Origin of the sequence: Amycolatopsis lurida, from assembly GCF_900105055.1 — a bacterium.
Lineage (GTDB): Bacteria > Actinomycetota > Actinomycetes > Mycobacteriales > Pseudonocardiaceae > Amycolatopsis > Amycolatopsis lurida.
This window is the reverse complement of record NZ_FNTA01000004.1, coordinates 1,675,252-1,690,328: the sequence shown is the minus strand read 5'-3', so window position 1 is coordinate 1,690,328 and position 15,077 is coordinate 1,675,252. Positions and strand designations below refer to the sequence as shown.

General features: G+C 67.3%; 10 protein-coding genes. 4 read left to right on the top strand and 6 right to left on the bottom strand.

The genetic code is table 11. The features are described 5' to 3' along the window. Positions 1-89: 89 nt before the first annotated feature. The 3 genes from BLW75_RS13075 to BLW75_RS13065 all read right to left on the bottom strand — a co-directional run bounded on the left by BLW75_RS13075 (position 90) and on the right by BLW75_RS13065 (position 2,453). The gene (locus BLW75_RS13075) at positions 90-608 is read right to left on the bottom strand and encodes a peptidase inhibitor family I36 protein (RefSeq protein ID WP_158005427.1); all 519 of its coding nucleotides are present in this window, start codon (positions 606-608) and stop codon (positions 90-92) included. Between the two features lie 108 nt (positions 609-716). Further along, positions 717-1,202, bottom strand: a complete 486-nt coding sequence (locus BLW75_RS42240) for a hypothetical protein (RefSeq protein WP_143055322.1) — start codon at positions 1,200-1,202, stop codon at positions 717-719. A gap of 213 nt (positions 1,203-1,415) precedes the next feature. Further along, positions 1,416-2,453, bottom strand: coding sequence for a hypothetical protein (locus BLW75_RS13065; protein ID WP_034321794.1), 1,038 nt, complete (start codon positions 2,451-2,453; stop codon positions 1,416-1,418). 299 nt (positions 2,454-2,752) lie between these two features. Between BLW75_RS13065 and BLW75_RS13060 the strand changes: the two genes are divergently transcribed. Next, a complete protein-coding gene (locus tag BLW75_RS13060) occupies positions 2,753-4,153 on the top strand; it encodes a helix-turn-helix domain-containing protein (protein ID WP_091597475.1) in 1,401 nt (466 codons plus the stop codon). A 162-nt stretch (positions 4,154-4,315) separates the two neighbouring features. On the opposite strand, the gene BLW75_RS13055 is transcribed toward BLW75_RS13060, so the two are convergent. Together BLW75_RS13055 and BLW75_RS13050 are read right to left on the bottom strand one after the other, a co-directional pair. Then, on the bottom strand, positions 4,316-6,487 hold the full coding sequence (locus BLW75_RS13055; RefSeq protein WP_158005428.1) for an NACHT domain-containing protein: 2,172 nt from the start codon (positions 6,485-6,487) through the stop codon (positions 4,316-4,318). A gap of 181 nt (positions 6,488-6,668) precedes the next feature. Continuing rightward, entirely contained in the window at positions 6,669-7,535 is an 867-nt protein-coding gene (locus BLW75_RS13050; protein WP_034321843.1) for an AraC family transcriptional regulator, read from the bottom strand. Positions 7,536-7,627: 92 nt separating this feature from the next. On the opposite strand from BLW75_RS13050, the gene BLW75_RS13045 reads away from it, so the two are divergent. After that, positions 7,628-10,942, top strand: coding sequence for a DUF5107 domain-containing protein (locus tag BLW75_RS13045; RefSeq protein WP_034321801.1), 3,315 nt, complete (start codon positions 7,628-7,630; stop codon positions 10,940-10,942). A gap of 35 nt (positions 10,943-10,977) precedes the next feature. Here the strand turns inward: BLW75_RS13045 and BLW75_RS13040 are convergent, their stop codons facing one another. Further along, positions 10,978-12,660, bottom strand: coding sequence for a beta-N-acetylhexosaminidase (locus BLW75_RS13040; protein ID WP_091597460.1), 1,683 nt, complete (start codon positions 12,658-12,660; stop codon positions 10,978-10,980). Between the two features lie 157 nt (positions 12,661-12,817). Here BLW75_RS13040 and BLW75_RS13035 point away from each other — a divergent pair, with 157 nt between their 5' ends. Next, on the top strand, positions 12,818-14,095 hold the full coding sequence (locus BLW75_RS13035) for a glycoside hydrolase family 36 protein (RefSeq protein ID WP_198935833.1): 1,278 nt from the start codon (positions 12,818-12,820) through the stop codon (positions 14,093-14,095). Between the two features lie 21 nt (positions 14,096-14,116). Continuing rightward, positions 14,117-15,067 carry a carbohydrate ABC transporter permease gene (locus BLW75_RS13030; RefSeq protein ID WP_241784042.1) on the top strand — a complete coding sequence of 317 codons (951 nt, stop codon included), beginning with the start codon at positions 14,117-14,119 and terminating at the stop codon, positions 15,065-15,067. The last annotated feature ends 10 nt before the right edge of the window (positions 15,068-15,077 follow it).

The following is a 15,077-nucleotide window of genomic DNA, read 5'->3' as shown; positions in this document are numbered from 1 at the left end:
CACGCTGTCCTACCGAGTGGTCGAGGAGTGCCGAAAAACGTGATCAACCACGGGCCATCACGCGCTGGCAAACCGCACGCCATGGCCTGTCAGCAGGTGGTGGAGTTGGGGTAAACGTAGGCGAGCGATGCCTGCCGTTGCTGCGAAGCAGGCGGGTTTCTCACGCGATCGCCTGCGTTCATGCACACGTACGGGTTGGGCGAGCCGCTGGTGTGGAAGTACCAGATCGCGTCGTAGCTGGAGTTGTTCCACCAGCTGCGGGTCGCGTCATTGAAGCTGTAATTCCCCAGATTGTGCATGCGCTGCCGATCGTTGGTGAACCACAGCGTGCCGGTGGTGCCCGTCGCCCGGTACAGGCAGAGGAAGCCGAGCGAGCAGAACGTGCCGAGCCCGGTGCTGAGCACGCCGTCCTCGGTCTGCCGTTGCCACAGGATCTGGTCGCCGACGACCGAGTACCCGGCGGGTAGCCGGCCCACGTCGATGCCGTCCGCCGCATAGCGGGCGAGCACGTCCGACGGCCTCGCAGTGGCCACGGGCGCCGAAGCCAGCACAGCGGCCCCAATGCCGAGCGCTACAGTCGCCGCCCGGAAGAATGCCTTTGCCTTCACAACTTCCTCCCCGAACTCGAGTTCTGAGGGCCCCGGGTGTGAGCCCGCAGGTGAACGATTGTCCGAAACGGCCGCAGGTCGACCGGAAAGGGTGAACGTACAGAGCATTCATCGGCATGCCATGAAGTCTTCCACTGTGATGGGTGCGCTTGTGCCAGAGCTGTATGCGACGGTCAGTTTTCTCTGTCCCGTGAAACCGCAGGGTGAGGTTTCGTAGGTGTAGCGGGAATAGATGGTTTTCTGCTGACCGGCGGCGAGTGTCACGACGCCGCGGTCGTCGTCGCGCCACGGGGCACCGATCAAGCTCCAGTCCAGGTCCCAGGTGACCGTGCGAGCGCTCGTGGCAGTGTTGGCCACGCCGAGGTATCCGCGGTGGAAGCACGAATTGCTATCGCAGTTGTACCGGACGCACACCTGGTAGCGGATGGGGCCGTATGATTCCGTGCCGGAACATTTCGGAGACCCCTGGATTCCGGCGGCGGCCGCAGCAGATGGCGCGACACGGCTCGCGGCGGACGCCGTGGTGGCGCCGAACGAGACCGTCGCTGCCATTGCGCACGCGGCCGCAATGATCGCCAGTGTTTTTCTTGGCATCGTGACTCCTGATTTGTGGTTGCGGATTCGCAGTCCGCACTGAATACGTGGTGCTGCGTCTATGGTCTCTCAGTGCGGGTTTTGCGGTGAATTTCGGGAGATGTGGTGCTGGCAGAAAATCGAGTCGGGCGGCTTTCGATGTGCGCTTGTGGTGAGGATGGCAGCGCGGAAATCAACGGCGTCGACGCGGCTGAGGGGGTTCGCCCGTTGTCGTCAGCTTTTGAGGGGGACGACGAAGACGTGGCTCATGTCGGCGTTGTGGGTCGTGGTCGACCCGCGTGAGTCGGGCAGGCCTACCGCGGTTCCCTGCACTCCGCCGTCCATGCCGTTCTGCCATTTCACCAGGACGTAGGCGTTGAACCGCTGTTCGCAGTCGGCCCGGACCTTGAAGTCGGGCAGGTGCAGCGGCACGTAATGGTGGTGCACCGAGTAGGACATTTGGCGGGTCGTCGTGGTGGCGTTGCTGGTCTGGCAGAGTTTGTCGCCGTTCCACTGGTTGACGTAGAGGGTGAAGGTGGCCGTCGAGGCCGGTGGCTGGGTGCAGTCCTTGTCCTTCACCGGGTAACAGGTCTTGTATTCGGTGTCGGCGAAGACGCTGAGTTTCGTGAAGCCTGGCGCGAGGGTGAAGTGCGGCAACGCGGGCTCACGCGCCACGACCTCGGGGTCCGGTCCGACACGCACGAGGCCACGGGGTGTGGCGCGCTGGGCGGGAAGACCGGCCGTGGTGTTGTGCACGGAGGTGGCCGCGAACTCGAGGAATCCGTCGTGCAGCTGGAACTGGGCGTCGAGGTTCTTGCGCATCGTGGCGGCACGGACGTACGCGGTGCAGGTGACCGTCGTGGCGACACCGGGGTGCACCAGGAAGCGGGTGGTGAGCTGGACGTCCTCCTTCTCCGGCTCCAGGGATGCGCCCTTCTGGAGGATATTCTGTCCCGTTACGTAGCTCTGTTCGCCGCCAGGCCAGGTGCACCGCACCTCGTTGTCGAACAGCGAGCGATAGGTGGCCGAGTTCGCGCGCATCACCGATCTGACGTAGGCGGTCTGCGTCGCCGACATTTCCAGGTCCACGCTGCCCAGCTTCTTGACCTCCTGGTCGAACTTCACCGGCTCACCCGGCTTCGTCTCGGGCACCTTCGGCGCGAGCACCTGTTGCGGCGTGAACTTGACATGGGTGGCAGTGCTCGCGGTCGCCGCCGGGGCGAGCACGACCAGCACCACGGCACCGAGAATGAAGGACAGTATTCGCCTCACCCGCGGTCTCCTTTCACCAGTGAGAATTTAGCGTGACGAACTGTTTCGGCGATAACACATGGCCCCTTGATAGGGGGCGAGGTGTCGAGTTTCGGTGGCTACGGCTGATCCTGAAGTGAATTTGATTCACGGTTCACCAGGGGTGCGGAACAACCATGTCGGGTGACGGGTAGCGGCGGCAAGGGTTGCCGGGACGTGTGTCGTCCCGGCATGCGTGAAATGGGCCTGATCAGGGGTTTCCCGGAGGGTGTGGGACGGTGTCATACTGGCTCGCGGCACCGGAGACTTGGGGAGGGTCGATGGATGTGTCGAGCACGCGCAGCGAGCTTGCGCAACTTCTCGCTGCTCTCAAGGAGCGCAGCGGGCTGAGCTATTCAGATCTTGGCCGAAAAGCACATATCAGCAGTTCCACTCTGCATCGATACTGCTCTGGAGTAACGGTTCCACCCGATTATCGGACGATTGCCGCAATCGCCACCGCGTGTGGGGCGACTGACCAAGACCTCGCCGATTTGCTACGGCACTGGCATGTGGCCAACGGCAAGATCACCGTGGAGACACCGGTTTCCTCAGTCGAAACTCCGGACCTGGCCTCCGGCTCTGGCCGGCGGCGCCCACGATCACTCGCGGCCGCCGCCGCGGTCCTCGTGGCGATCGTGATCCCGTCGAGCACGGCCTTCGATGATGCGGGCCCCTCCACACCCGTGCCCGCCGCCGCGCCCGCCGACGCCGTCGTCCGATACGACTTCGCACCACGTCGCATATTCGCGCCGCGGATGCCCAGGGCAGTGCCTGGTGGATCCTGGAGGCCCGATCATGAGGTGGTGGCGCTGGGCAGCGTCGAGCTGGAGATGTCGACGACGCAGACCGCGTACGTGGTGTCGGTGATGCGCGCGAGCTCGGCGACCCACCGCTCGCTGTTCGACAACGAGGTGCGGTGCAGATGGCCCGGTGGTGAGCAGAACTTCGTGACCGGACAGAACATCCTGCAGGAAGGGGCGTCGTCGGAGCGGGAGAAGGAAGAGGTGCAACTGACCACCCGCTTCCTGCTGCATCCCGGTGTGGCCACCACAGTCGCCTGCACCGCCTACGTCCGCGCCGCCGCGCTCAGGGAAGACCTCGACGCGCAGTTCCGGCTGGACAGCGGGCGGATCGAGGTCGCCGACACGTCCGTGGACAACACGACCACAGGCGCGCCCGCACAGAGTGCGGTGCCACGTGGCCTCCTGCACGTGGGACCGGCTCCCCGCATGATCGCCCGGGAGCCGGTACTCAGGTCCGTCACCTTCGCGCCGGGATTCACCCACCTCAGCGTCGTCGCCGATACCCAATTCCAGGTCTGCTATCCGCAGAAGGACAAGCTCTGCGACACGCCCGCCCCGACCGCGTCGACGGCCACCTTCACTCTGTACGTCACCCAGTGGAAGGGCAACGAGGTCTGCCACAAGGACCGGGCTACCGGGGAACTCCGCGAAATGTCGTACGCGGTGCACCGCCATCACGTACCCCTGCACCTGCCCGACTTCACCGTCCGCGCCGACTGTGACCCGCGGTTCAGCGCCTACGTCATGGTGAAGTGGGTAGACGGGATGGACGGCGGGGTACAGGGCGCGGTGGAGGACCTGACCGACTCACGCGGATCCACCTCAACGCACAGCGCCAACATGAGCCACATTCTCATAGTCCCCCGCAAGGGCTGAACAGGTCGTCGGCGGACCGGGACGTTGTTCCACGACCAGGGGTCGCTGGACCGCCCCGGCCCCGGCCTTGGTCCACGAACGCGACATCAGTGGGCATCAGGGTGAAGAATCGGAACAAGGATCGCCGCCCGTTCGGCACTTGCGCAGGCGCCGGCACCGGAACTATTGCTGCTGGTAGTGGGCGGCTAGGTGGTCCTCGAGTTCGGCGTGGCGGAACTGGTAGGCGGGCCCGACCGCCCGCAGCAGGCCGAGGCGGTGCGCGTCGTCCAGGAAACGTATGAGGTTCCGTGGCAGTCGGCCGGTCCTGGCGAGGTGGTCGACGGCGATGACGTAGGCAGGCCATGCGTGGTGCCGCCCGGGCAGGAGGCCTGCCGGCAAGCCGATGATGCCGGCCCCGGCGATGGTGACCGTCACCGTCGCGAAGGCCGGCGCGTCCATGCGGGCGCAGATCGCGAGCGTGCCCGCGGCTCCGGCGGCCGTGGCGACCGCCACCTGGATGAGAGTGACGCGTCGAGCGGAACGCCAGACCGTCATCGAGGTGAGGTTGTCGATGCCCGAGGTCGGCACTGCCAGGACCTGGTTGAGGGCGGAGGCCGCCAGGAACAGCAGGGGCACGGCGAGCAAGACCGCGATGTCCGATGATGTCGCGGCATCGGCGCTTTCCCGCTCCGAGCTTCCGAAGATGGCGTTCATTGTGAGGATGAAGGTGTAGCCCGCGACGCCCACACCGCCTGTGAACCCGAGGATGGTCATCACCGCTAGGACGTGGCTGCGTAGCCCTGCCACGATTCCCGGCTCTTCTCCTCGCCACCTGGCGAAGTGGGTGTCGGTGCTCGCGGCGACCATCCAGGTGTAGGACAAGGCGATGCCGAAAAAGCCGATGGATCCGGCGACGCCGAGGTCAGCGCCGGACACGATTCCGGCGGTGATGATCGTCGTCGCGATGGCAGTGAAGACAGCCACTGACAGTTTGATGGTGCGCGACGGGCCGTTCACGGTGGCGGCGACGTACCACCACAGGAGCTCTCGGCGTTGCTTCTCCTGGTGACTGGTCCTGTTGGTGCACCGGTGGGCCAGATACCCGAGCCATGACCGGACCTGGTCCGGCTCGTAGCGTCTGCTTGGTCGGAACCGCTCGTGCGAGTGAGTGCTGGGTGGTCTATTCCTGATCAGCGCCGGGATGACATGGGCGAGCATGTGCGCCCGGAGAGTCTCGGGATCGCGGTTCACGTTCGGATCGAGGAGTTCCGACGGATCACGGTCGCCGTCGCGGTAGACGGTGCGGAACAGCCACAGGTCCAATGCCCTGGTCATATGGGCGTTCACCTGGTCCGGGGTCCGGCTGAGGTCGCCGTCAGCGGGGATGAGGGCGTCGACCACCACGTCCCCCACGTCGTCCGAAGAGATCGCGAGATATTCGCGCGCGTGCTGCGGATCGATGGGCATCGATTCCAGCACCACGGCGCCTGGAATGACCTTCCCAGTGGTCTCCACCAGGTCGCGGTACTCCTTCGTGTGACAGGTCAGCACCAGGGCGTCGCCCATGGCCAGCGAGTTGTTCAGCGTCGAGAAGAAGTGCCGTTGAACCCGCTCGGGCAGGTCGTCCAGACCGTCGATGAAGGGGATGACGCGCTGACTGCGAACCAGTTCTTCCGGTGTCCCCGGGCCGCCGTGTTCCGGGTCGGTCAGTCCGGGATAGAGGCGGCACAGCTCGTCGGTCAGCCACTCGCGCAGTGACCGGTCCTCCGCGACCTCCCACCGTGACGCGGTGAGGAACACCGGGACGGGATCGTTCTGCGACCGGTTTTCCAGCAGTTTCAGCAGCAGGAGGACCGCGAGGGAGGTCTTGCCCGTCCCGGACGCGCCGAGCAGAATCAGGCGGCGCTGGAACAGCATCGGGAAGTTGCACGCGAGGGAATCGAGGGCGCCCTTGTCCACCGCGAGCTCGTCGAGGTCCAGGTCTGTCACCTGGCCGAGGTGGTCCATCAGCTTCCTGCGGCCTGTGACCTTCCAGCACACGGGAAGGACGCCGGTGTGCCACGTGCGCGCATCCTCGATCCACTGCCTTTGCACACGGTCTGCGAGGTACACCACCGCCTTCGCGAGCTCCTCGGGGTCGGGCAGCCGGACGGTGCGGCGGCGCCACACGACCAACGCCCAGAGCAAAGGAAGAAGGGCAAGCGCCACGGAGATCAGCTGGGCCATGTTGGCCGCCACCTGCAAGCCGTCGCGGAACAGGAAGTAAAGCACCGAACCGAGAACGGCGAGGAGGGCGAGCCAAGCGGTCCACCACAGGACAGCCAGTCGGCGACGCCGTTGAACACGTCTTCGCATACCGGCGATGGTCCTCGATCCATGCCCGCGGTCACAAGGTGGCCCTCGTGGCTCACCAGCGGCAGGGAGCATCATGACGGCTGCGTCGAACGGCCTGTCGATATCGGTTCGTGTCCGGTCACCGAGCACGGGTTCCGGAGATCGCCGCCGCGGCGCGGAAGACCGGCAAGTAAGAGGGGCGCTAGTTCTTCCCGCGTCGGTACTCGCTGGGGCTGCACCCGTGTTCTCTGCGGAAAGTGCGCGAGAAGTAGAACGCGTCGTTGTAGCCGATGGTCCTGGCGATCTCGGAGATGTCGCGGGACGTGGTGACGAGCAGCTCGCGCGCTCGGGCCATCCGCAGGCGCTTGGCGTATTCGACCACGCCGCAGCCCGCCGCCATCCGGAACAGGGCCGCGAAGTGCGAGGGCGATAGGCCCGCCGTGCGCGCGAGCTCTTTGACGATCACCGGCTTCGCGAAGTTGTGCCGCAGGTACTCCTGCGCCTGGCGAACCGGCTCGGTGGGCTGGTGGGCTTCGGTCAGTGCGTCCGCGGCCAGCTGCGCCAGCAAGGTCCAGCCCGCGCCGGAGGCCGAGATAAGGTGCGGGAAGGTCTCATCCCGCTCGAGGAAGCCGATGGCGTCGTCGATCGCCGAGACGGCCCGGTAGACGTCGCGCACCTCGATGATGGCTTCTCCGCCGCCCGGCGTGACGACCGTGAGCAGCTCCGAGACCTGGGAACCCGCGGCGTGCAGCCACCAGATCGTCCAGGGGGCACGCGAGTCCGCCCAGTAGAAGTGCGGACGGGATGGGGGCAGGACCAGGGCATTTCCCGGCCTGATCACGCTCACTCTGCCGTCGGCCTCGCAGTACCCGACCCCGTCGGTGCAGACGATCACGATGGCTTCCGGTGCGCTGCGCGGGCGGTGCATGCCGTGGTTGGCCGCGCTGGGGAAGTACCCGGCGTCGGTGACGAGCAGGCCCGAGGTCGGGGCCCTGCGCAGGGCCGACGCCACCAGCGGCCGCGGCAGCACGCGCAACCGCTGACCTGGGAAGCCATCGGGCATCAGCATCCGCACACCGTACCGCCGGCCGTCGAATCGTCCAGGTGACTCGGTCGATTCGGCCATCCCGCCGAACGGGTGCCCGGGCATAGCGTTGCCGCATGTCACAGGGTGAATCGACGCTGATCCTGCCGTCCCGCCCCGCCGAGCAGGCCGAGGCCGGGGTCGCGGCGTGGCGGGCCGGGGTGATGATCGACAGCTACCTTCCCGAGGCGCCCGACCGGTATCCCGCCTACCTGGACCGGCGCGTCTATCAGGGCTCCTCCGGGCGGGTGTATCCACTGCCGTTCCACGACCGGATCAGCCCGGTGAAGGCCCCGGCGAAGTGGGACGCGGTGCACCTGGAGAACCGCTGGCTGCGGCTGATGGTGCTGCCCGAGCTCGGTGGCCGCATTCATGTCGCTTTCGACCGCACCAGAAACTACGACTTCTTCTACCGCAACCCGGTGATCAAGCCCGCTCTCGTCGGCCTGACCGGCCCATGGATCTCCGGCGGAGTCGAGTTCAACTGGCCGCAGCACCATCGCCCCGCCACGTTCCTGCCGACCGACGTCGAGATCGAGCACGAGGCCGATGGCGCCGTGACCGTGTGGTGCTCCGACCACGACCCCTTCGACCGGATGAAGGGGATGCACGGCGTCCGGATGCGGCCCGACAACGCCGTCCTGGAGCTTCGGGTGCGGCTGTACAACCGTGGCGAGCGGACCCGGACGTTCTTGTGGTGGACCAATATCGCCGCGCGGGCGGATGAGAATTACCAGTCGTTCTTCCCACGAGACGTGCGGGTGGTCGCCGATCACGCCAAGCGCGCGACGACCGGCTTCCCCGCCGCGGATCGGGCCTACTACGGAGTCGACTACCCGGCCCGGCACGACGAGGTCGACACGGTCGCCGGTGGGGTACAGGTCCGCGGGGACCGCCTTGACTGGTATCGCAACATCCCGGTGCCGACCTCGTACATGTGTGTGGGCAGGAAGGAAGCATTCTTCGGTGGCTATGACCATGCCGCGCGGGCCGGGTTCGTGCACGTCGCCGATCGGCAGATCGCTGTCGGGAAGAAGCAGTGGACTTGGGGCGCTTCGGAGTTCGGTGATGCGTGGGGCCGCAATCTGACCGATGACGGTTCGGCCTACGTCGAATTGATGGCCGGGGTGTTCACCGACAACCAGCCGGACTTCTCCTTCATCGCGCCCGGGGAGACGAAGGTGTTTTCCCAGTTCTGGTATCCGATTCAGGAAATCGGGCCGGTGCAGGCGGCGACCGTGGACGCCGCGGCGCGGGTGGACCTGCGGGGAACGAGCGCGCGGGTCGGAGTCGCCGTGACGGTTGACCGCCCCGGATGCCGCTTGTCGCTCGTTGACGGCACTGGGACCGAGATCGCCGAGGTACGCGCCGACATCGCGCCGGGCAAGCCCTTCCAGGAGAGCGTCCCGCTGACGGGGCCCGCTGATCGACTCGTGCTGCGCGTCCTCCACGGTGACGAACTGTTGGTGGAGTGGGATTCCCTGGTCCCCAGTGCGGACGATCAAGTCACCCCGGCGCACGAGCCCGCCGCGCCCGATGACGTGCCGACCGTGGAAGAGCTGGCCGTGATCGGCGCGCACCTCGATCAGTACCGGCACGCGACGCGCTCGCCGGAGCTGTACTGGCGTGAGGCAGTGCGCCGCGATCCCGCGCATGTCGCGGCCAATGTCGGGCTCGCTGGGCTCGCGTATCAGCGTGGTGACTTCGCTGAGGCGGAGGAGTTGCTGCGGGTAGCCGTTTCCCGGCTGGCGACGTTGAATGCGAACCCCGTCGACACGACCGCGCTGTACTGCCTCGGTCTAGTCCTGGAGCGACTCGACCGGGCCGAGGAAGCCTACGACGTCTACGGCTCAAGCTCGTGGGCGCGCGCGTGGCGGGCACCGGCGGGCTATCGCATGGCGCGCATCGACGCCGCACACGGGCGGAACAGGGAGGCACTGGCCAGGCTCGAGGATGTGCTGCGCACCGAGCCGGAGCACCTGCAAGCCCGTGCGCTCCAGGTGATCGTGTTGCGCCGTAACGGAAAAGACGGTCAAGCGACAAAGCTTGCCGAAGCCACCCATGTGCTTGATCCCCTGGACTGGTGGACGCGCGATCTGCTCGGCCTGCCTCTCACGACGGACGCACAGACCTGCCTTGACATCGCGCTGGAGTACATCGGCGTTGGCGAGCACGAGGCGGCGCTGCGGGTGCTCGACGTCGCCCGTGAGCGGGAGGGGTCCCGCGCGATCGGACAGACAGCGGCCGGGCCGTTGCTGGAGTACTACCGAGCCGAGGTGCTGCGCAGGCTGGGCAGAGACCACGAGGCGCGTGAAGCCGTCCAGAGGGCGCAGAATCTCGACGCCACGTGGTGCTTTCCTTCACGGCTGGACGATGCGTTGACGTTGGAGCGTGCGGCGGATTCCGACGACACGGACGTGCGGGCTCGCGCGCTGCTCGGACATTGGCTCTACGCCAACGGACGCCCTGACGACGCGTGCGCGGCCTGGAACGCCGCGGCCGCGATCGACCCGGATGACCCGGTGGTTTGGCGGAATCTGGGGCTCGCGGCCTTCAACCACCTCGGTGACGCCGACCAGGCATGCGCGGCCTACGACTCCGCGCTCGCCGTCGCGGGGGACGACGCCAGGTTGGTCTTCGAGCGTGATCAGCTCAGTGCGAGGCGCGGCGTGCCGCCCGGGCAACGGCTGGACTGGCTCTTGCGGAACCGCGCCCTGGTCGAGACACGAGACGACGCCACCCTTGAGCTCGCACAACTGCTGATCACCGCCGACCGGCTCGACGAGGCCCGCGAACTGCTGCTCGGCCGCACCTTCCAACCGTGGGAGGGCGGTGAGGGCGACGTGCTGCGCGTATGGGACCGGCTGTGCCGTGCCCGATCCACAGTGGACGATGCTTTTGCGCCGCCGGAATCTCTCAGCGAGGCAAGGCATCCGCTCGCGAACACCGCCCAGCTGCACCTGATGCGAGGTGACGTGCTGGGCGACCGGGCGGCCTGGGAGCTGGCCGCCGCGCAGCAGGGCGACTTCCTGGGGATGAGTACCCAGCCCTATTCCGAGGCGACCTACTCTTCGGTGCTCGCGCTGCGCAGGCTGGGTCGCACCGAGGAAGCCGACCGGCTCACCGAGGCGTTGCGAGCCTTCTGCGACACGGTGGAGGCGAGCCCGCCGGTCGTGGACTACTTCGCGACTTCGCTGCCGTCGATGTTGTTGTTCACCGAGGATCCGGCCGCCACGCGGCTGCGCCGTACAGGTTTCTTGCGGGCGCAGCTCGACATTCTCGACGGGCAGCACGCACGCGCGGTTGACCGGTTGACCGCGCTGCTGGCTGAGGACCCGCACCACGTCGACGCGCTGGACCTCGCCCGAGCGATCCGGACCCCGACGCGGTGACGGCGTCCGTGCACCGCCACCGCGCGCGGAATTCTTTACACGTCAGGGATATCCGCCACGGTTCCGGTCGCGGCCGCGTCGGCGTAGTTCGCGAGGCGCTCGGCCATCGGAACCCCGGCGCGATGGGCTCGCCGACCGGTGCCGCCGCGCTGCCACGGCGCCGGGCCGGTCAGCGGGCGGAACTCGACTCCGGCCGCCGCCAGCCGGTCGAGGTGGCGGGGCAGCCGCCGGTGGAGATCCTGTGTGCGGGAGCCCCAAGCGATCTCCGCGAAGGCACACGTTCGCGGGTACAGGAGGTAGTCGACCAGTCGTGGGTCCGCGACGAACTCGGTCCACATCTGGCACTGGATCCCTCGCACACGAGCACTTTCGGTTTCGGACCAGTCCCGCGGGATCGGCTCCCACGAGGCGACGTCGTCGAGGGTGACCGGGCCACCGATCGCGAGCGGCTCGTCGGGGTGGGCCTCCTGGAAGTAGTCGAAATAGGTCGGCATGACCGGCGAAAGCACGACATCGTGACCGGCCGCCGCCGCCCGGCGGGCGACCTCCGCGCCCCGCCACGCCATGACCAGCGTGGTGGTCGATTCCGCGTCGGCCGCGGCTCCTTGCGCGGCAAAGCTGTCGTCCCACGTGACCGGTGTTTTGCCGTGCTCAGCCAGCATGTGCCGCACTTCGGCCATCAGGGCGGCGAAGATCTCGGCACTCCCGGTGAGCCTCCGCTTGTCGGCGAACGCACGCACCACCGGGTCGTCGTCCCACGCCCGCAGGACGGATTCGTCGCCACCCACGTGCACGTACGGGGAAGGGAACAGCGGGAGCAGCTCGTCGAACAGGAGGCGCAGAAACTCCAGGGAGTGCTCGGAGGGAGCCAGGAGCGCGTCGTGCACACCCCAGTTCGTGTGCACCGTGCGAGCCGGCACGGACGGGGACCCGAACTCCGGGTAGGCGGCCAGCAAGGCCCCGGTGTGGCCGGGAATGCCGATCTCCGGGACGACCGTGATCGCGCGGTCCGCCGCGTAGGCGACGATCTCGGCGAGGTCGTCGCGGGTGTAATGACCGCCGTGTGGTGTGCCGTCGTGGACGACCTCGTCGGAGTAGTGGCTGACCTGGCTCGTCGCCCGCCAGCCGCCGACCTCGTGCAGGCGCGGGAAGCGAAGGCTCTCCACCCGCCAGCCCTGGTCGTCGCTGAGGTGCAGATGCAGGGTGTTCAGCTTGTGCGCGCTCATCAGATCGAGGTGGCGCAACACCTCCCGCTTGGGCAGGAAGTGCCGGGCGACGTCGAGGAGCATTCCGCGCCAGCGGAATCGTGGACTGTCTTCGACGCGGATGACCGGTGCGTCCCACCGGATGCCCGACGGCGCGGCCTGCCGGTAAGCGGCGTCGGGCAGCAGCTGACGCAGGGTCTGCACGGCATACACGACACCGGAACGGTCCGCCGCGGTGATGGTCACTCCGGTCTCGGTCACGTCGAGCACGAAACCCTCGGGAGGGGTCACGCCCGCGCGGAGCAGCACCCGCAGGCCTGCGGGTTCGGTGACGACCTTGCTGGTCATGGGCAGCAGCGCGATCACCCGCAGGACCGCCGCCCGTTCCTCCGCCGGCACGTCCAGGCGCACCGCGAGTTCGGCCGGAAGCCGGAGCACCCCCGCGCCGAGCCGCACCGAGTGCGGTTGGGGAACGAGGTGCGCCGCCCGCTCTCGCGCGTCGTCATGGCCCATGGTCACTGCCCTCCGTATGCGTGCATATGTTTTTTTCTGTTCATTAAACTTCTAGATTGAGCATATAGTGCTCTTTTAAGAGATAGTATGCGCACAAACGAACAAGAACCACCACGAAGGGACGCCGATGTACCTCCCGATCGCTGAGGTTGCCTGCGTGCCGTCTCGGGCGCGCGTCTTCGAGCAGGGCTGGCAGTCCTGGAGTCCCACCGGTATCTACCCGGGTAACGCGACTTCGCCCCGGCCGTCCTCGGCGCAGATCGCGGCGAGCTGCTTCCGCTTCGACCGGCCGATGCCGGAGTCCGGCTTCCAGGGCGAGGGACTCATCGTGATCGACCCGGGCGACGGTGGCCCGGTGCGGTCGTGGTCCGCGGTGGATCACTCCGCCGAAGTCCCCTCCATCCGCGTACAGGCGCTCGGGGACCGGCTCGTCGTCTCCAGCCTGGGCGCTGTCCGGGAGACCGAGCACGCCGACCTTCCGCGCGCGCTCGTCGCCTGGGCCGAGGAAGTGGCGGCCGACGGTGGCGTGACGGCGGTCCGTCCGCTCGGTCCGGGGTGGAGCAGCTGGTACGGGCACTGGAACAAGGTCACCGAGCAGGACATCGCCGACACCCTGGTGCACGCCGAACGACTGGAGCTGCCGTTGGAGATCATCCAGCTCGACGACGGCTACCAGAACGCCATCGGGGACTGGCTCGACATCCGGCCGGGCTTCGGATCCCTTGAAGGAGTGGCGAAACGCGTCGCAGACACCGGGCGGCGGGCGGGCATCTGGCTGACGCCGTTCTTCGTGGCCTCCGACAGCCGGGTGGCGACCGAGCATCCGGACTGGCTGGTACGGGGCACGCCCGTGATGCGCGAGTGGGACCGGGACATCGCGGTGCTCGACGTGACACACCCTGACGCGGCGGAGCATCTCGGCGGCGTGTTCAGATCACTGGTAGCGACCGGGTTTTCGTTCTTCAAGATCGACTACGTCTACGCAGGAGCGCACCCCGGCCCTCGGCGCGCCGACGTGTCGGGGCATGACGCCTACGTGGCCGGGATGCGGATCATCCGCGAGGCGGTCGGCCCGGACTCGACCGTTCTCGGTTGTGGCGCACCGATGCTGCCCAGCGTGGGACTGGTCGACGCCATGCGGGTCAGCCCGGACACCGCGATCGCCGTCGAACCCAAGTCCGGGGACGTCAGTCAGCCCTCACAGCTTGGCGCGCGGCTGGCCGGGGCGGCGCGGGAGTTCATGCACGGCCGGTTGTGGGTCAACGATCCCGACTGCCTGCTGGTGTCTCCACGCGTGGAAGACCGCGCCGGCTGGGCGGATCACGTGGCCTCCAGCGGTGGGTGGAGGTGTTCGAGCGATCGCCTCGCCGACCTCGACGAGTGGGGAGCCACGCGCACCCGCGAGCTGCTCACGCCGTCAACCGGTCCTGCCTGATCTCTCCGGAAGGGAGTCCCCATGGCTCAGGTCCTTGAGGTGCCGACCCCGCCGACACCGGTTTCGACCCGCCCGATGCCGCCGCGGGGACGTCGGCGGCGAGCGCGAGAGACCCTGACGGCATATGCCTTCGTGGCCCCGAGCCTGTTCGGTGTCGTCGCGTTCCTGTTGCTGCCAGTGCTGATCGTCGCCGGGCTGAGCCTGTTCGACTGGAAGCTGCTGGCCACGCCGGAGTTCGTCGGGCTGGCCAACTACGAGCGGCTCTTCGCCGACGGCGGGATCGGCCACTCGCTGCTGGTGACCGTCGCCTACGTGGTCCTGACCATCCCGGTGCAGACGGTGCTGGCCCTGTTGCTCGCGCTGCTGCTCAACCAGCGAGTGCGCGGCGTGAAGATCTTCCGTGCGATGTTCGTCCTGCCCTGGATGGCGACGCCGGTGGTGATGGGCCTGGTGTGGGGCTGGATCTTCGACCCGGCCACCGGCGCGGTCAACTCCTTCCTGGAGATCTTCGGGATCGACGGGCCGAGCTGGCTGTCCTCGGCCAGCCTCGCGCTGCCCTCGGTGGCGGCGACCCAGGTGTGGCAGTTCGCGGGCTACAACATGCTGTTCTTCCTCGCCGGGTTGCAGTCCATCCCGAAGGACTTCTACGAGGCGGCCACGCTGGACGGGGCGTCGCCGGTCCGGCAGTTCTTCGCGATCACCCTGCCGCTGTTGCGCCCGACGCTGTTCTTCGTCCTCGTCACCAACGTGATCGGCTCGTTCCAGGTCTTCGACACCGTCTTCGTGATGACCAACGGCGGTCCCGGCAACAGCACCGAGGTCATCAACTACACGATCTACCAGACCGCGTTCCGGCAGTTCGATTTCGGCTACGCCTCCGCCATCGCGATGGTGCTGTTCCTGATCATCCTCGCGGTCACCATGGCGCAGGTCCGGTACTTCAACCGCACCACGACCTACGACCTGACCTGAGAGGGGCCGA